This is a genomic window from Pelosinus propionicus DSM 13327, assembly GCF_900114615.1.
Lineage (GTDB): Bacteria > Bacillota > Negativicutes > DSM-13327 > DSM-13327 > Pelosinus > Pelosinus propionicus.
In genome coordinates, this window is record NZ_FOTS01000025.1 from 45,671 (window position 1) to 64,042 (window position 18,372).

General features: G+C 37.3%; 16 protein-coding genes and 8 tRNA genes. 4 read left to right on the plus strand and 20 right to left on the minus strand.

Annotated features, from left to right (window positions below):
* Window positions 1-17 precede the first annotated feature (17 nt).
* The 5 genes from kamB to BMZ99_RS14215 form a co-directional block, all read right to left on the minus strand.
* Complete coding sequence (kamB, locus tag BMZ99_RS14195) at window positions 18-1,037, minus strand: lysine 5,6-aminomutase reactivase subunit KamB (protein ID WP_245754976.1); 1,020 nt, start codon at window positions 1,035-1,037, stop codon at window positions 18-20.
* A 2-nt stretch (window positions 1,038-1,039) separates the two neighbouring features.
* Window positions 1,040-2,080: an L-erythro-3,5-diaminohexanoate dehydrogenase gene (kdd, locus tag BMZ99_RS14200; RefSeq protein ID WP_090938485.1), complete on the minus strand. Its 1,041-nt coding sequence runs from the start codon at window positions 2,078-2,080 to the stop codon at window positions 1,040-1,042.
* Window positions 2,081-2,390: 310 nt separating this feature from the next.
* A complete protein-coding gene (rmuC, locus tag BMZ99_RS14205; protein WP_090938487.1) occupies window positions 2,391-3,737 on the minus strand; it encodes a DNA recombination protein RmuC in 1,347 nt (448 codons plus the stop codon).
* Window positions 3,738-4,061: 324 nt separating this feature from the next.
* Window positions 4,062-6,986 (minus strand): insulinase family protein, encoded by a 2,925-nt coding sequence (locus BMZ99_RS14210; RefSeq protein WP_090938490.1) that lies wholly within the window; start codon window positions 6,984-6,986, stop codon window positions 4,062-4,064.
* Between the two features lie 399 nt (window positions 6,987-7,385).
* On the minus strand, window positions 7,386-7,724 hold the full coding sequence (locus BMZ99_RS14215) for a metal-dependent hydrolase (RefSeq protein ID WP_281246808.1): 339 nt from the start codon (window positions 7,722-7,724) through the stop codon (window positions 7,386-7,388).
* 156 nt (window positions 7,725-7,880) lie between these two features.
* Here BMZ99_RS14215 and BMZ99_RS14220 point away from each other — a divergent pair, with 156 nt between their 5' ends.
* Window positions 7,881-8,762, plus strand: a complete 882-nt coding sequence (locus BMZ99_RS14220) for a sensor domain-containing diguanylate cyclase (protein ID WP_090938494.1) — start codon at window positions 7,881-7,883, stop codon at window positions 8,760-8,762.
* Window positions 8,763-8,809: 47 nt separating this feature from the next.
* Here BMZ99_RS14220 and BMZ99_RS14225 read toward each other — a convergent pair whose 3' ends face one another.
* From BMZ99_RS14225 to BMZ99_RS14265, 9 genes are all read right to left on the minus strand, one after another.
* A complete protein-coding gene (locus BMZ99_RS14225) occupies window positions 8,810-9,244 on the minus strand; it encodes a PaaI family thioesterase (RefSeq protein WP_090938497.1) in 435 nt (144 codons plus the stop codon).
* 198 nt (window positions 9,245-9,442) lie between these two features.
* Window positions 9,443-10,723, minus strand: a complete 1,281-nt coding sequence (locus BMZ99_RS14230; RefSeq protein ID WP_090938546.1) for a hemolysin family protein — start codon at window positions 10,721-10,723, stop codon at window positions 9,443-9,445.
* Window positions 10,724-11,024: 301 nt separating this feature from the next.
* Window positions 11,025-11,113, minus strand: a tRNA-Leu gene (locus BMZ99_RS14235).
* Window positions 11,114-11,160: 47 nt separating this feature from the next.
* Window positions 11,161-11,234: transfer RNA gene (locus tag BMZ99_RS14240), tRNA-Cys, on the minus strand.
* A gap of 5 nt (window positions 11,235-11,239) precedes the next feature.
* Window positions 11,240-11,314, minus strand: a tRNA-Gly gene (locus tag BMZ99_RS14245).
* An 8-nt stretch (window positions 11,315-11,322) separates the two neighbouring features.
* Window positions 11,323-11,398: transfer RNA gene (locus BMZ99_RS14250), tRNA-Phe, on the minus strand.
* A gap of 13 nt (window positions 11,399-11,411) precedes the next feature.
* Window positions 11,412-11,487 (minus strand) — tRNA-Asp (locus tag BMZ99_RS14255).
* 165 nt (window positions 11,488-11,652) lie between these two features.
* Window positions 11,653-12,015, minus strand: coding sequence for a response regulator (locus tag BMZ99_RS14260; protein WP_007935366.1), 363 nt, complete (start codon window positions 12,013-12,015; stop codon window positions 11,653-11,655).
* A 64-nt stretch (window positions 12,016-12,079) separates the two neighbouring features.
* On the minus strand, window positions 12,080-12,742 hold the full coding sequence (locus tag BMZ99_RS14265; protein WP_090938500.1) for a hypothetical protein: 663 nt from the start codon (window positions 12,740-12,742) through the stop codon (window positions 12,080-12,082).
* A gap of 136 nt (window positions 12,743-12,878) precedes the next feature.
* On the opposite strand from BMZ99_RS14265, the gene BMZ99_RS14270 reads away from it, so the two are divergent.
* Genes BMZ99_RS14270 through BMZ99_RS14280 form a run of 3 tightly spaced genes read left to right on the plus strand, consistent with a single transcriptional unit; the run spans window position 12,879 to window position 15,581 of the window.
* Complete coding sequence (locus tag BMZ99_RS14270; protein ID WP_090938502.1) at window positions 12,879-13,949, plus strand: ABC transporter substrate-binding protein; 1,071 nt, start codon at window positions 12,879-12,881, stop codon at window positions 13,947-13,949.
* A 29-nt stretch (window positions 13,950-13,978) separates the two neighbouring features.
* A complete protein-coding gene (locus BMZ99_RS14275) occupies window positions 13,979-14,752 on the plus strand; it encodes an ABC transporter permease (RefSeq protein ID WP_090938505.1) in 774 nt (257 codons plus the stop codon).
* 16 nt (window positions 14,753-14,768) lie between these two features.
* Window positions 14,769-15,581: an ABC transporter ATP-binding protein gene (locus tag BMZ99_RS14280; RefSeq protein WP_090938508.1), complete on the plus strand. Its 813-nt coding sequence runs from the start codon at window positions 14,769-14,771 to the stop codon at window positions 15,579-15,581.
* A 226-nt stretch (window positions 15,582-15,807) separates the two neighbouring features.
* On the opposite strand, the gene BMZ99_RS14285 is transcribed toward BMZ99_RS14280, so the two are convergent.
* From BMZ99_RS14285 to BMZ99_RS14310, 6 genes are all read right to left on the minus strand, one after another.
* Window positions 15,808-15,883, minus strand: a tRNA-Trp gene (locus tag BMZ99_RS14285).
* 1 nt (window position 15,884) lies between these two features.
* Window positions 15,885-15,959, minus strand: a tRNA-Gly gene (locus BMZ99_RS14290).
* A gap of 7 nt (window positions 15,960-15,966) precedes the next feature.
* A tRNA-Asp gene (locus BMZ99_RS14295) sits at window positions 15,967-16,042 on the minus strand.
* 120 nt (window positions 16,043-16,162) lie between these two features.
* Window positions 16,163-16,735: an orotate phosphoribosyltransferase gene (pyrE, locus tag BMZ99_RS14300; protein WP_090938511.1), complete on the minus strand. Its 573-nt coding sequence runs from the start codon at window positions 16,733-16,735 to the stop codon at window positions 16,163-16,165.
* Entirely contained in the window at window positions 16,732-17,451 is a 720-nt protein-coding gene (gene pyrF / locus BMZ99_RS14305; protein ID WP_090938514.1) for an orotidine-5'-phosphate decarboxylase, read from the minus strand. The genes pyrE and pyrF overlap by 4 nt, the downstream gene beginning before the upstream one ends.
* A gap of 17 nt (window positions 17,452-17,468) precedes the next feature.
* Complete coding sequence (locus tag BMZ99_RS14310; protein WP_407670194.1) at window positions 17,469-18,371, minus strand: dihydroorotate dehydrogenase; 903 nt, start codon at window positions 18,369-18,371, stop codon at window positions 17,469-17,471.
* Between the last annotated feature and the right edge of the window lies 1 nt (window position 18,372).

Genomic DNA, 18,372 nt, shown 5'->3' on the forward strand with positions numbered 1-18,372 from the left:
CCCCCAATACTGAGTAATCAAAACTTTATTTCTTGTACCACATCCATTACAGGTATAGGTGCTAATGCAGCACCCATCTTCTGAAGCAAAACACCAGGATCAATCCCTTTTCCACCTGGATATACTGGATTTATCGTTACCCCTAATAAAGAAATTGGCTGTAAGGCCTGAATCTGTATATTACGAGCTTTTAGCTGACGCCATAAATCAACAGTAATAAAAATCTTACTACCATCTTGAACCACTACGGTAGGGATCTGTTGTTTTTTTAGCAAGGCCTGAGCTATCCCATCTCCCACCGCTCCTCTAATGATAAGAGCCGTGCAATCGTCTTTTAGTACTGTTAGCCACTCTGCACTACTTAAAAGAGATGTTTTTACGAAATATTCCTGCCACTGGCTATGACGATTTACCAATACCTTAGCACTTGATTGGTTATATCGTTTAGCATAATCTTTATTGCAGTTTGGTATCGTTAACTGTTCTACGCGACATGCCGTAATACGAAGTAATTCCTCTATATCACGACTTAGAGTCGCTCCAGTGGCTAAAACAATTTGGCCACTAATCAAGGGATCAGCAGAACTTTGCCGATCAAAAGCCCCATCAACCAATGTACACCTTGTTCCCCAGCGAGTTAAACATTGCAATAATTGCCTTACATCTTCATTTCTGCTTGGCCCTGCCAAAACTACCTGATTCACAAACTTTGCTTTCAAAATAAGCACATTACCTAAAGGGGTCCAAATATCTGTTTTCTGAAGATAATCCCATCGATTTGGGTCTATACTAACTTTTTCGGCAGTAGCCACTATTGTTTGGGGCTGCACAACAATCGAAGGTTTCGCTAAATGAGTCAGAGCATCAAAGCTTTCTCCATCTCTTCCAATTGATGTCAGTCCTAAGGCTATGCCTTGTGAATGTAAGACTTTTTGTATATAATTTAAAGTTACCGTTTTACCTACGTTTTTTGCCATGCCAATAATCGTTAAAGCTTTAGGAGTTGTCACTGAAATTTCATTCCAATTCAGCATCATCTTCAAGCATAAAGGTCATGAAATATTTTCCATAAAATTGGGCTTTCTCGAAGAGTTTCCAAGGCAACGATTGCATGATTCCGGCAATAGCCATTCCCCACTAACATAGTTACATCTTTGCCTATTCCTTCAGCCCCAAGAGCAGCACCGGTAAAGCTGGTCGCCATGCTAAAGAAATATACAGTTCCTTTATCTTTTGTAGCCATAATTGAGGCCATTTCAGTATTAGGTATATTAACGCAATTGATTGTGACATCTACCATCTGTCCGTTTGTAACCTTAGATACAGCTTTCATTACTTGCAGCGGATCTGTAGCATCTACTTGCAGTACTTCATCGGCATAACCTAGCTGTCGCATTCTATCACAACTTCCTTTACCTGAACCTAAGCCAATCACTTTACCTGTTACTCCTGCTCTCTTTTTCGCCTCATACAAACAAAGCATACCAGATTTACCACCGCCGCCAATAATGAGTACATTTTGCCCAGGTCTTACTAAATGAGCAGTTTGTGCTGGTGCACCTGCTACATCCAAGACCGCCAAAGCTAAGGATGGTGACATATCTAAAGGCAAAACTGCATAAATACCGCTGCTGAATAAAATAGCTTGAGCATCAACTTCAACCTGTTCTTTTTCAACATGAATTTTTTTAATCTTCCGAATTTTTAATGGAGTTAATGATAATGAAACCAATGTAGCAATTCGGTCTCCTACCTTTACAGGCAGCTGACCTGTCCATGCAGGTCCAATTCTACTTACCGTTCCCATTAACATTCCACCAGAGCCAGTAATGGGATTGTGATGTTTTCCCCGCTTTTCTACGATATCAAGCATCATCCTTTCCATAGCACCACTATCGTTCTCTACAGCTTTTTTGATCTGCGTAAAACTTGCTGCATCAATATTTAAGGTATCAACTTCTATTAGTAACTCATTATCATAGATTTCCATAGTATTATCAATTTTCCATGCTGGCTGAGGCAAAACACCTTGAGGCTCCATTACTCGATGAGTACCATAGGGACAACCGATTCTTGCCATAATAAACACCCTCCAATATATTCTATTTTTTGAAATATAATCCTCTTTTTAAGAATTTCAGATGACTCTTGAACTCACCTCCAACTCAATTGATAGGATAAGGTATTGTTTCTCTAACAGACTACTATGCAAATTACGTTCCAACCTAAAATAGCCCTCCACTCCGCTAATTTTCTCTGTTTCTATTCTTACTCGAACCAATATATGCCTAAAATTCGGCATGTACTGAATGATTCATATAAAATATGCATAAATCAACGCCCAAAAACCAGCATCTATCTGCCGATTTTTGGGCGTATTCATACCTATATTATTCTTTTTCTTGAGTTGCTGCTATTTCTGCAATATCTGTTGCATCTAATATATTTAACGCTTCCTCTTGAGGAAGTTCTTGTACATTTTTTAGCTTCCTTTCTATATTGCGGGACTTTCGTGCAGCTACATCAATAGAGTTACTTGCCTCCTGCAGTTTTTTATGAGTCTTATCTAATAAATCACCAAATTTGCCAAATTCAGTTTTTACAATACTAAGCAACGACCAAACTTCCGAGCTGCGTTTTTCAACTGCCAGGGTCCTAAAGCCCATTTGCAAGCTATTAAGCAACGCTGATAAGGTCGTAGGGCCTGCAATCATTACCTTGTAATTTCGCATAATGGTATCACAAAGTCCTGGGCGCCGCAGCACTTCAGCATATAATCCTTCAATTGGCAGAAATAAAATCGCAAACTCTGTAGTATGAGGAACACAGACATATTTAGTTGCAATCTCTTTTGCTTCATTTTTAATTCGATTTTCTAAAGCCTTGGCTGCTTCTTCCGCTAAAATAGCGTTGGCTTGCTCTTGTGCCTCTAATAAACGCTGATAATCTTCTTGCGGAAATTTCGCATCTATTGGCAGCCAGACAATGCTTGCTTGGGTATCGCGGCCAGGAAGCTTAATGGCAAATTCAACTCTATCATTGCTTCCTGGCTTCGTTGCAACGTTTTTAGCATACTGTTCAATAGTTAGAATTTGCTCTAATAAATTCTCCAATTGTATTTCGCCCCATATACCTCGGGTTTTGACATTGGATAATACTCTTTTTAGATCACCAACACCTGAGGCCAGAGTCTGCATTTCACCTAGCCCTCTATGTACCATTTCTAACCTTTCACTAACCAGCTTAAAACTCTCGCCTAAACGCTTTTCCAAGGTCTGATTTAATTTCTCATCTACCGTTTGTCTCATCTCTTCAAGTTTGCTGCCATTCTCTTCACGAAGTACGTGCAATTGTTTTTCTACCGTTTCACGCATACGCTCTAACTTTTGTTCATTCATTTGAGTCAGTCCCTGTAATTGCTGAGAAAATGTTTCTAATTGCGTTAATTGCAATGTCGTATTTTCATTCATTCTTTTTAAGATTGATTCATTTAAATTACTAAGTGTATTTGCTACTTCCTCTCGCAAAGCTCTGGCGACAAGATTATTTTCGCCTCGATTCTTAGCCATCTCATCATTTACAATTCTCTCTACCCTTTCAATCCCTTTTTCTATGCTTATCAGTTGAGCGGCAAACTCTTGATGCTGATTTTTTCCAATTCGGAATAATATTGCAATGAGCAGAAAAATAATAATTCCAATACTACAAAAAATGAATATTATCATCACTGTTGACAAAATAAATCCTCCAATTATTTATTTTTTCCTTTAGAACAATCATATAAAATCCGAATCAGGGAAAAATATTTTAGGAACCCGTTTTCTAAACGTACTTCTTGGGTAAGCTATAGGCGGGGAGGTGATATTATGGAAAAACGTCAAAATGAAACTTGCAAAGAAAACAAAAACAAATCACAAAAGGCTTCTACAGAATTCGCTAAAGAAATTTGTCCTAAAGATAAGAAAGAAAATAAGAAGTAAAAATAAGAGGGTGGCAAAACCACCCTCTTATTTTTTTACGGCTTTCCCTATACCATCTCTTTCTATTCTTCTATCACTGACTTATTTTAAGATATTCACTATATGCTGAAATAAATTCCCATTATCTTTGATTTTCTGTTCATTTCCTAAAACACACAGGTAATTTTGTTTCATGGCATCTTCCATCAAATCAGCCAGCTTAGAAATATCACTTTGCTCTGTCGCTAAGATTTCATCTCGTTCTTGTTGAATCATAGCCTGAGAAATATTTCGAATATAATTATTAGCTGCTCTCTCTCCTTTTTGCGATGGCGTTAAAGGTGTATCGAGCTGGCTCATGGTACCAATCACATACTTAGTCATCTCTCTTTGATCAACAGAAAAATTACGCAAATAATTTGCAGTTTCATCATATACAGTTAATGTCTCTTTTAAATTAGGATCTCGATAAGAGCCTAGTACCATATTTCCATTACGTTCTAACCTTGCAAAACCCCCATACGCTCCTCCTTGAACGCGCACACGTGTCCACAGGTAGTCATAACGCAAAATCGTTTCTAATACTTTCAAGCTCCCATGATAGGGATATCCCAACTTACGGAAATTTGCTCCTTTAACTACATACTGCACTTTTCCAGACGTCATAAGCCCTTCATTGCAATGACTATTTTCAAAATGATACACAGCAGGCTTTTCTGTTGTTGAAGCTAAACAAGAGTGAAACTCAGAAAAAGCTTTTTGAAATTCACTATAGTTTTCATCTTCAACAGTTACGCTTACCAGTAAGTTTTCTTTATTAAAGATAAAGCCAGCTACGATTTCAAGATTCTTATAAACTTCTTCTGACTTTGCCGCAAAATCTTTTTCTAGTGCAGCTACAAAATCATAAAAGGCTAACATCCCTACCTCATTATATTGCGCAATAGGAGAAAAATAGGATAATACACGATTTGTCGCCAGCTGCTGCCCACGTCGGAACAAATTCATATCCCAATTGGATTTTATTTCTTGAATCAATTCCTTCATTCTTTTACTATTGTCAAAGCGGCTATGAGCAATGATCTGCTCAGTTAAGTTTAATAATTGAGGCAGCTTTTCCACCAAGGATTTGCCTTTAACTATAAATTTCGGTAAGTATTTTGAATCATTCGCATTTTCTGTGAAAACTGCTACATCAAAAACAATCCCCCCTGTATTCTTGTTTACTTCATTGGATAGCGCTGAGTATTCATATTGCTGAGTAGAAATCTTTCCTAATATCTCTGATAATAAGTACATATACGGTAAATATTCTTGAGGTACTAGACATGTATCAAAATACATATTCACGTAGGCAATAGCATTGGTACGAAGTGGATGCAGTAAAACAGGCACTCCTAATTCTTCTTTCTCTATTACTATTAATTCTTCTGATTTTACTTCGATATCTTGCCGAGTGAGTAGAGGAATGGTCGCTAAGGCTTCTGGTGAATCTGCTGTTTCTTGTAATGTCTTTAAGCGCTTTGTTTGTTCAACTAACTCATTAATTTCAGCATCAGATAAAGATGCTTTATATTCAGCTAAGTATTTACGTAGTTCTTCATCTTTTTCTTCTGCTAGACCATGCTTTGGTTTTAAGATTACCAAAGCTTGATGATTATTGTTGAGCAGGTACTTCTCGATCAACTGTTCAAAGTAATTGTTTTTTAATGCAGCTTTTATTTTTACTAAGTCATCCTCATACCCTAAATGAATAAAAGGGCTTGCATCATACAACCAGCTATCCATGCATTTAATATTATAGACAAGTCCTCTAGGCCGAGTCCCATAATTTGCTTCTCGTAACGTAAATTCAAAAATGTTAATACATGCTTCAATTAATTCTTTGTCAATACCCACTCGGACCAGTCTTTTAAGTTCTTCATCTACAACTTGAATAAATTTTTCTTTTTCACTTTCATTAGAACCCGTAATAACAACCCCAAAAGTAGGCTGTAGTATACTTTTCACAAAAGTCCCTACCACATCTTTACCAATTTCTGCTTCAATCAAAGCATTTCGTAAAGGTGCAGCCGGCGTTTCAAGAAGTAGGTACTCTAATATTTGAAAAGCTAGACAAATCTCTGAATTAGTCGCTTTCCCTAATACGAAATTTCTACTTAAAAACGTTTTATCTTCTATATTCTCACTAGGGGCAATTGAATATTCAAAAACATTTTCCACTTTTTGTTTAAATACAGGCTGTAAAGCAATTTGAGAATTCACTTCAATTTTTTCAAAATTACTTAAATATGACTCATCCAAGAACTTTAAATTATCAAGTATGTCTAAATCTCCATATAAGAAGATATATCCATTGGAAGGATGGTAGTATTTCTTATGAAAATTTATAAATTTCTCTTGGGTTAAATCGGGAATAAACTCAGGATCACCACCTGATTCTACACCATATGCAGTATCAGGGAATAAAGATTCAAAATTTTTCTTTTCCAATATTGCATCTGCTGAAGAAAAAACCCCCTTCATTTCATTATATACTACTCCTTTATAAGTAATTTCATCCAATGGATTCTCCAATTCATAATGCCAGCCTTCCTGCATTAGCGTTTCTGGAGCATTATATATATTGGGATAAAATACTGCATCCAAATATACGTCCATTAAATTACGAAAATCCTTACTATTGCGACTTGCTACTGGATACATTGTCTTATCAGGAAATGTCATGGCATTTAGATAAGTATTCAAGGAACCTTTTACTAATTCAACAAAAGGCTCCTTCATGGGAAATTTACGGGAGCCGCACAATACAGAATGCTCAACAATATGAGCAACACCTGTACTATCTTCCGGAGGTGTGCGAAACGTAACAGAAAATACTTTATTATCATCATCATTTTGCAAATATAACAATCGCGCGCCACTTTTTTCATGATAAAATTTTCTGGCAAGCGAACTTATTTCATCAATTTTTTCTTCTTCTTCCAAACGAAAACCATGATATAAACTGCCTTTTATTAAATCCATTCCATTACCTCTTTTCAAAAAATTTCATTCTTATTATCTTATTCGCTATCATAGGAACAACGTCCTGCAAATGGGGTTTTCTAGAACACGATTCAAGATTCCACGTCACTACTATATGCCAAATGGATTAAAAGATTGACGCTAGCAGAGTAAAATGAGAAAATATACTATATGTCCAAGATATTATAGTGCTAGAAAGGATGTTTAATTTGGAAACTTTAATTTATTACTCTTCCATATTAGGTGGCATTTTGCTATCTGTTACTCTCATTTGGGTAGCAATTTATAATTTTAAAATCTCCCAAACTAAAAAGGCAAGTTTATTTCTTCTCTCTGGATTATCTCTTGGAATCTTACTTATTTATAATATCCTATTTCCACAATAAAAATTTATTTAAATTACCAGCCTCTAATCTTAAATATTTTTGAACTAAATGTCGATTGCAGGGCATCTCCAAACAAATGTGAGATACATCCTAAAAATACATAAGGCGCAGCCCCTTTTATGCATAAAAAAGGAACTGATAAAACAGCACCCCCTAGCAAGGTATGACAAAATCCCCTATGACTCATAAAGCCTACAAAAATATTTAATCTGCCAAGCATCGATTTGTGATGATCAATATCCGGCAATATACTGCCAATCACTATAAATAAAATATCCATAGGCCGTATCGCGAATTCTAGACTAAAAAAAAGTCCTATAATAATATGTATTACCCAATTGAAAATAATCACCTATTTCATCATGTATTATAAATTATGCTGCATCGTTTTATATAATTTTTTCAAACAATTACGAACATTCGTTTGTATTTTTATACTAAAGCAAACATTCGTTCTTGTAAAGAGAATTTGAAAATTTTTTCGCTGAAATACTAGGAGGACGTATTCATGGATATGATTAAAAACTTGGCATTTTTAGACTATTTATTTGATGGAATCTATTTAGTTGATAAAGAAGGTACTATTTTATTCGCTAACCACTCAGCGGAAAAGATAAGCGGTCACATTGCAACCGAGATCGTAGGACATAAGTACAGCGATGACATTCTTCAAGAAGATTCTAATAAAAAAGAGCCCTTTTGTTTATCAAATCCTATCCTTTCTGAAAAGGCAGTTTACCTACGCCATAAAGATAACTCTTTAATTCCAATATCAATTCGCTTGATTCCCTTATTAAACGACGAAGGTTTAAACAATGTCACATTAATAGCCTTTACTAAAACTATTTTTATTGAAAACATGAATCAAGTAAAAGACTTAGCTCGCAAAGCATTTATCGACACTCTAACTGGACTCCCTAACAAAGAATATCTCGACAGTAAACTAAAAAGTTTATTGACATCTACAGAAATTCAAAATAATAATACGTTAGGTCTGTTTTTTGTTAAACTCGATAATCTGAAACAAATTAATGACATTCATGGGACATTAGCAGGAGACATGACATTAAAGGCAATTGCAAAAAATCTATTTGACAATAAGCAACACCCCAACAATATCATATGCCGATGGGATAGCAGTCTATTTTTCGTCTTAACTAATTTTGATAAAAAATTCCTTATGCTAAATTGGGCCTCAAAAATAAAAAACGTATTGCAAGAATTAACCGTGCCTGGTTACAATAATCTTTCAACAACGATTTATATCAGTGGAGTGATCTCTCCGTTAGGGGAAAATTTGGACAATCTTTATGTTGCTTTAGACGAAGAACTAAAAAATAGCTATCAATCAGGTAGTAATATCAGTATTCGCGATCTTCCAACTACATAATTATTTATTATAAAGCGCCTGCCACAATGTGGACAGGCGCTTATGATTTAGTCTTGATTATCTTCAAACATCCCAATAACAAAAAATGTACCTCGTGTTTTTGCCAGAATTTGATTTTGGCTATCTATGATCTCACTTTCCGCTACCATTGTAGTTTTCCCATTATGAATGACTTTTCCTATGGCTTTTATAGCAGATTGAGCTACTGCCCCTTTAATAAAATTCATATTCATTTCAAGAGTCACTACTTTCTTCCCGGTGGTAGCACATGCAATTCCCATAGCTGAATCACCCAAAGAAGCTAAAGCACCACCATGAGCGATGTTATACAAATTTGTATGTTTACCAGCAAGCACAGGCATATGAAGTTCTACCTTGCCTTCTTCCACATGTCCAATAGAAATATCCAATAATTTGATATACGGATTTTCGTTATAAATCGTAACGAGGTTCTCTTTTAACCATTCTGTAATGTTTTCCATATTAATCTGCTCCCAACATTCTATTACTTCTAGCTGCTACTATGTACTATATAGTATGATTAGGTAATTCGAATCCTATTATGAACCTTAACTTCTTTTAAAGGGCAATGCCTTCCAGTAGACCATTTGACTTTAACAACAACTAAACACTTATATAAAAAGTAAAAACTCTCGCAGATTGTGCAAGAGTTTTCAATTTCATGATACTTTTTGAATCAGAACTCTATTTACACGCATAACGTCAGCCTCTGTAATAATAAAGTCATATCCTTCATAAGAAATTTTTCGATTTACCTCAAGAGGTAACTCCGTTCTTGCGCAAATCCAGCCACCAAGAGTATCCACATCCTCTGTTGGAAGCTGTAAGTCAAAAAAGTCATTAAATTCCTCTATCAAGATACGTCCATCTACTAAATGAGCATCTTTTTCATGACTTTCAATTAACGGACGTTCATCGTCAAACTCGTCATGCATTTCCCCTACAATTTCTTCTAGAATATCTTTTACTGTGACAAGTCCCGCAGTACCACCGTATTCGTCTATAGCAATTGCTATCTGCGCCTTATTTTTCTGCAGAAGTTTTAAAACAGAACTAATCTGCATCGATTCAGGTACAGCCAGCACATTTCTCGTAATGCTTTCCAAATCAGGCTTAGCGGTTAATGCAAGTGGCGATAAAAGATCTTTAATATGAATAAAGCCAATTATATTATCTTTATTGGAATCACATACAGGATATCGCGTTTTTCCTTCTTGTATTGCGACCTCCAGGTTATCCTTATAAGACTTTTTAATGTCCAAACATACCATATCTGTTCGTGGAATCATTACCTCACGAGCATGTCTTTCCGCAAAGTCGAATATATTATCCATTAGGGTTAATTCTGTCTGATTTATAAAACCTTGTCTGTGACTCTCCTCCATAAGAATACGTATTTCTCCTTCTGTATGGGCAGATTCACTATCAGTTGCAGGCTCAACACCTAATAATTTCAAAAACTGATTCGCCGTTCCATTCATAAACCAAATAAAAGGATACATGATCTTATAAAAGGCAATTAAAGGGGGAGCCGCCCACATAGTCACTTGCTCTGCTTTTTGAATTGCCATTGATTTAGGTGCCAATTCGCCCAAGATAATGTGCAGAGAAGTAATTACAGAAAAGGCAATCACAAAAGAAATAGTTGCAATGATTTCTTGCGATAAACCAAATACCAAAAGCAGTGGAGCAATAATGCTGGCAACTGCCGGTTCACCTACCCAACCCAATCCAAGAGAAGCTAAGGTAATCCCTAGCTGACATGCTGACAAATAGGCATCCAGATTTTTGGTTAAACGTTGCGCAAATTTCGCTCTTACATTTCCTTCTGAAACCAACGTTTCGATTCGAGTGCTCCGAACCTTAACCATGGCAAATTCTGCGGCAACAAAGAATCCATTTAACATAACCAAACCTAAAACCAAAATTGTATTAAACATTATAGACGCAGGGTCCAATAAATATCCCTATTATCCCTCATCCATTGGGGAAATAGGACACCTCCTCTATTTTATATATTGTAACATTATACCACATTTTTTAAATTATTTAAAATAGATCTAGCCTCTATTCGATTAATACTACACTCCATTAGAGCGATACATCATCATTTTCTTTAAAATTCTATATATTTCTTCGTATATTACGAATTCTTTCCTTTTTAAATGATGTTAAAATACGATACTATTATCTTCACATAAAACAAAAAAGCTTCGTATATATACGAAGCTTCAATTTACGTGGTGCCGAGGACCGGAATCGAACCGGTACGGAGATTTCTCTCCGACGGATTTTAAGTCCGTTGCGTCTGCCAGTTCCGCCACCCCGGCATAAGTCAGTTATGCCAAACTGTTTAGGCAGTGTATTAAACTTTGATTGGAGGCGGCACCCAGATTTGAACTGGGGATAAAGGTTTTGCAGACCTCTGCCTTACCACTTGGCTATGCCGCCTTTAATGGAGCGGGAAACGAGATTCGAACTCGCGACCCTCGCCTTGGCAAGGCGATGCTCTACCGCTGAGCTATTCCCGCATTTAAAATGGTGCCTCAGGACAGAATCGAACTGTCGACACGAGGATTTTCAGTCCTCTGCTCTACCGACTGAGCTACCGAGGCATTTAAAATTGAATGGCGACCCAGATCGGATTTGAACCGACGACCTCCGCCGTGACAGGGCGGCATTCTAACCGCTAAACTACTGGGCCACTGCATAGTCACAATGTCTATTATACTACATTGCAACCGACATGTCAACTGTTTTTTTCGTGAACCCAATGGATTCATTTTTTTACCAGCTGCAGTCCTTAGCCACAGATATTATTATAGCATATAACCTTTTATTGTCAAGTACTTTCGTAAATTAGATTTTCTTATTGCCCTAAAACTTTTTTAATGGTTTCAATCACTTGAATATTATCAAAAGGCTTTACTATGAAATCTGATGCACCAGCATTAATTGCATCCGTAATAATTGATCTTTGCCCTAGCGCAGTAACCATTACAATTCTAACCAAAGGGTTTTCTTCAAAAATATGTTTGACTGCTTCTATTCCATCCATTTTAGGCATGGTAATATCCATTGTTATTAGATCCGGTTTATGATGTCGATAAAGTTGCACTGCTTCCATGCCATCCCCAGCTTCACCAACTATCTCATGACCATTGTCAATCAATACTTTTTTCAGCATCATGCGCATAAAAGCAGAATCATCACAGACTAATATTCTTGCCACTTAAATTCAAACCTCCTACAATTAACAACTTGCATCTCTTTAATTTTCTTTACATAATTCCATTTCAATTTAATTGCATTCTTATCTTTTCCAATTCTGTTCTCAAGTGACTTGCAACAAGCTTTTGTAATTCTGTCAAATCTTTTGTATCAAAAAGAGCTAATATAATTGGAGTTCCCTTTATGCGTGTTTCTCCAAAAAATTCATCTCTAAATACATTGTAGTAAATAGTTAAATTGCTATTAAAGTTAAAATCACTGTAATCAACAATAATATAGGAGCCATTAATCACTTTTACAGGCTCATCTGGTTTTATAAATAACTCAAAACCGAGCAAATTTTGAGGATATTCTTCTTCAAACGACCAATCCATTATTTTTTTTTCATGCACGATGCTCTCAATATTTTCTTTTGTGAAAAAACTTAATTGATTTAAGACGCCTTTGAGCCGCTGAATTAATATTTTTTCTAGTTGTTGTATGTCACCAACAATAAAATTCACATCAAAATACTCGATTAAACCAATCACTACACGAGCAAAATATTCTTTTGTCGCTTGATCGTATAAAACGGTAAAACTTTTATGTTCTACTTTATTTTGATACGTAAATATGCAATACTGTGTATCACGTTTCTCCAACTCAATTAATAGTGTAAATTTGCCAAACTCCTTTGGTAATTTCTTCAATAATTCCCATTCATCTACTTCTGCTATGATTTTTTCCATATACAACAATACCTTTCACTCTGGACTACTCTTACTTATTCTGTATTCATACTTAAAAACCTGCTGCGTTATCACCAAATATAATAAAAATGAATATCATGTCATAACTCAATCAAATCGATTAGGAGGGGAATCCATGAAACGCAGCATAAAAATCATAACAATACTATTACTGGTACTCTTCATGACTGCCTGCAGCCAAAATCCGACTACACATGATACGGTAAGCAAAGGTCCTGCTTGGGCACCTGAAGTGTCACCATTGCCTCAAGAAACAGTTGTCAAAGTAGGCATGAAACAAGTTGTATCCGATGCAGGTATACTGATTGGCACGGCTAAGAACTATTACAAAGATCTAGGCATTAAAATCGAACCGGTACAATTCAACACTGGTCAGGAAATGATCAACCAATTAGCGGCTGGACAATTAGATGTAGGCGCTACTGTTACATCTTCAGGGTTATTTAACGCCATGTCTCGTGATATTCCTATAAAAATCGTTGCAGATAAAGGCATCAACCTTCCCGGGCAAGGTTATTATCGTCTCGTAATCCGTAAAGATCTAACAGATACAATAAAAGATTATAAAGATTTACGAAATAAAAAGATCGCCATTGTTGGTACGGCCTCTCTTGATGAAATCGCTTTATCTAGAGTCCTACAAAAAGGAGCATTAACTACGAATGATGTCGATATTCAGATAATCCGTTCTTTTCCTGATATGCTGGTATCCTTCGGTAATAAAAGCATTGATGCAGCTATGATCATCGAACCTTTTGTCACTCTTAGCATAAACAAAGATTTGACTGATCCATGGAAAGACCCTGTGGATTATGATCCTGATGCCCAAACAGCCTTGTTAGTCTATGGAACAAGTATGACAAAAAACCCAGCTGTAGCTAACCGTTTTATGACTGCTTACATACAGTCGTTAAGAGACTATAACGATGGTTTTGTAAAAAATAAAAATAGATCTCAGATCATTGATATTCTCTGTAAATACTCTGTAATTAAAGACCCTGCTTTATATGAAAAAATGTTTCCCACAGGTTTAAATCCGAATGGATATGTTCGCACAAAAGGCATTCTCTTGGATTTGGATTGGTATAAAGAAAATCACTTATTAAAATCAGATATAAAGTATGAAGATGCCGTAGATAATCAATATGTCGATTTTGCAGTAAAAACCTTAGGAACATATCAATAATATAAACCTTAGCGCTTGGAGATGATTGCATGATAAAACAAGATTATTCTTCGTTACTCATTCGAATACTGTCCATATTATCCCCATTGAGCATTCTCATTCTTTGGGAAGTCATGGCTCGTGTTCATATTATTGATACCCGTCTACTATCCAGCCCTAGCCTAATACTACATGCTTTCATTCCGCTGCTCTTGTCTGGTGAGTTATTGTATAACACTGCCGTAAGTGTTCAACGCGTATTATGGGGTTTTCTTGCTGGTTCTGCCCCCGGCATCGTGTTGGGCATTGGCATGGGCTTATCTCCTTTAATCCGTTCAGCTTTTGAACCAATGATTGCTGCCACATACCCGATTCCTAAGCTAGCGCTAATGCCTCTCATTTTATTAGTTTTTGGGCTGGGGGAAACTTCTAAAATTTTCACAATTGCAATTGGTGTTTTTTATTTAGTTGTAATCAATACCATGGCCGGAGTATTAAGCATTGATAAAATTTACTTGGACGTCGCACAAAATTTTGGCGCAAATCGCAAAAACTTTTATCTCACCGTTGCTCTTCCCGGCGCTCTCCCTATGATCTTTGCAGGGTTAAAACTAGGTATGGGCATGGCTTTAATTCTAATTGTAGCAGCCGAACTTTCTGCCGCAAAAGCTGGAGTCGGCTGGATGATATGGCGTGCCTATGACATGTTTGCCATCGAGCAGATGTTTATAGCACTCATCACACTATCTTTTTTAGGTTATTTATTTTCCTTACTCCTCGATGCATTAGAAAATTGGGTTCTACCATGGAAAAAACAAGTCTAAAAAGGAGATGCATAAAATGGCCTATGAGAAAGAAAGCATCTCAGTTACAAATCTCAGTAAAATCTTCCATACAACTTCTGGCGAAATCACAGCCTTACAAGATATTTCATTATCCATCGGCGAAGGAGAATTTTTCTGCATTGTAGGCCCTAGCGGTTGTGGTAAAACAACGCTACTTCGCATACTAGCAGGCTTGGATAGTTCTTCAGGAGGCACCATCAGCCTCAAGACAACCAATGTAGACCGTCCGATCAACTCTATGGTTTTTCAAGAACAATCCATTTTCCCCTGGATGACAGTGATCGATAATGTTTCATACGGATTACGCATGCGCAATATCCCCAAAAAGGAACGGTATGAAATAGCTAATCATTATATTGAAATGATTGGCCTCAGTAAATTCACTCACGCCTATCCCTCTCAATTATCTGGAGGTATGAAACAGCGAGTCAGTGTAGCTCGCGCTTTTGCTAACGATCCTGAAATCCTATTAATGGATGAACCCTTCGGCGCACTAGATGAGCAAAATCGTATCCTCCTGCAGCATGAATTATTGAGGATCTGGGAAGAAGCAAGGAAGACGACTGTTTTTATCACCCACAGTATCGATGAAGCCTTATGTTTAGGAGATCGGATCATGGTGATGAGCGCCAATCCAGGTATGATTAAGACAATTATCACCAATGACCTCCCCCGCCCTCGAAAGATATCAGAAATACGTACTTCACTGCAATATAATCAATTATTCCAATCCATTTGGCAGATCCTAAGAGATGAAGTAACAAATAGCAAAGCTAACTCTTCCACAGAAGAAAAAAGCAACTACTAAATTAGTAAGTTGCTTTTTCATAAAAAAATTTATTGATTCCGAACATTTCTACACTATTTTTCACTAAGCCTCTATCAGCTTACTTCTTTTTCAAACTGAAAGGATGACTAAGAATCTTCCAGGACGTTTATATTACCGACTATCATAACAACACAAGGTATCCTATTTAGAAAATTTAAATAAACTTAAAAACGACACGATAAATATCGTGTCGTTTGCAAATTTCTGGCAGGGGCAGAAGGACTTGAACCCTCAACCAACGGTTTTGGAGACCGCTACTCTACCAATTGAGCTATACCCCTATGGAGCGGGAAACGAGATTCGAACTCGCGACCCTCGCCTTGGCAAGGCGATGCTCTACCGCTGAGCTATTCCCGCATAATAATGGCGACCCAGATCGGATTTGAACCGACGACCTCCGCCGTGACAGGGCGGCATTCTAACCGCTAAACTACTGGGCCACATTGCCGCATCATTCGCCGACTTAATAATAATAACATAACTTTATCATAAATACAAGAAGTTTTTAACGAATTATGTTAATTTCTTTTATGGTTCAATTATTATAATGTACTACTTATTTATAATTTTCGGCTGCCACGTTTTGTCATTGGAATATTTTGAGAGCACAATGGACAATCTTCAGATTGATAGGTTTTTACATCCAAGTGCAACAAAGCTTGATGAGGTACACCAAAATCAACTTTTCCGCCGCTGCGATCTACTAATATACCCACTCCAACAGGAATTCCACCATGTTCTCTAACAACATCAAGAACTTCTTGTACCGATCCTCCTGTTGTAATAATATCTTCAACAATTAATACTCGTTCTCCAGGCTGAATGACAAATCCCCGCCGCAAAGTCATTTTTCCATTTTCCCTTTCGGTAAAAATCGCACGAGTTCCTAAGTGTTTCCCCACTTCATGAGCCAATAAAATTCCACCAGTAACAGGACCAATTACTAATTCGACCTTATCGTGGACAAATCGTGCTGCCAGTGTCTTACATAATTTAGCTGTATGCTCTGGATATTGTAAAACTTGAAATTTTTCTACATATTGTGGGCTATGTAATCCCGAAGTTAATAGAAAATGGCCTTCTAAAATAGCCCCCGTATCAAGGAATAACTGCTTTACGTCTTCTTCTTTCATGCTAAATCCCTCATTTCTCGTAAAATGTCTTTTACAGCTTGTCTCGGATTTGCCGCAGCAGTAATCGGTCTACCAATCACCAAATGATGCGCACCATTTTTTAAAGCCCCTGCAGGCGTGGCAATGCGACTTTGATCGTTAATTGCTGCACCATTAGGTCTTATGCCAGGCGTTACAACAATAAACTCACTGCCACATGCTTTCTGAATTTGTGCGGCTTCTTGAGGAGAGGCTACCACTCCATCCATTCCTGCTTTTTGCGCTAATTTTGATAAATGAATTACCTGCTGGGACAAATCAACATTATACCCAATACCTGACCATTCATTCTCATTCATACTCGTTAAAACTGTCACTGCAATCAATTTGGGACGCCGCGCCTGTATCTCAATGGCCTTATTTTTTACCGCTATAGCTGCCGCCTGCATCATAGAAAATCCGCCCGCAGCATGAACGTTAAGCATTGTTGCCCCTAACTGCGTTAAAGTCGCCAATCCTTGTCCTACTGTATTTGGTATATCATGCAGCTTCAAATCTAAGAATATGTCTTTATTCTGCTGGCGCAGATAGGTAATGACTTGACTTCCTACACTATAAAAAAGTTCCATACCAACTTTATAATAACTAACACTATCCCCCAACTGACCCACAAGCTGCCGGACCGATTCCATACTATGCACATCTAAGGCAACTATCAAACGCTGATCACTGCTCATTCATTCACTTCCAATGCTTATATATTTACTTTACCTACCAGTTCACGTACGTGAGATAAACCTCGCTGTCTTATATAACTCTCTATCCCCTCTGCCACAGTCTGAGCAGCGCAAGGATTGATAAAGTTTGCTGTTCCCACCGCCACAGCAGTCGCTCCTGCCAGCATGAATTCAACAGCATCCTCTGCTGTTACAATGCCACCCATACCAATCACTGGCACCTTTACTGACTGTGCAACTTGCCACACCATACGTACTGCGATTGGCTTAACTGCCGGACCAGATAATCCTCCTACTACATTTCCAAGTACAGGGCGCCATTTATGAATATCAATGGACATGCCCAATAAAGTATTAATAAGCGATATGGCATCGGCTCCAGCATCTTCTACAGACTGGGCCATAGCAACAATATCAGTTACATTTGGAGATAGTTTTACGATCACTGGCAAATCCGTATTTTTTTTAACTTGTCTTACCACCGCTGAGGCACTATCACAGTTGGTACCAAAAGCGATCCCTCCCTCTTTTACGTTAGGGCAAGAAATATTAAGCTCCAGACCATCAACACCAGATGCATTAAGAAGAGCTGCCAATTCACCATATTCTTCAACTGTATTCCCTGAAATGTTGACGATAATTGGTACATCATACGCATTTAAGTGCGGCAATATCCCGGATAAAAATTCATTCACGCCTGGATTTTCCAAACCGATAGAATTTAGCATACCAGCAGGAGTCTCAGCAATTCTCCGCCCCTGATTACCATGCCTTGGCAGTAGAGTTGTTCCCTTTACAACAACTGCACCAATTTTATTTAAGTCTACAAAATCCTTATATTCTAACCCAAAGCCAAAAGTTCCTGAGGCGGTCATAACAGGCGTTTTCATTTTAATTCCTGCAATAGTTATGCCAAGCATA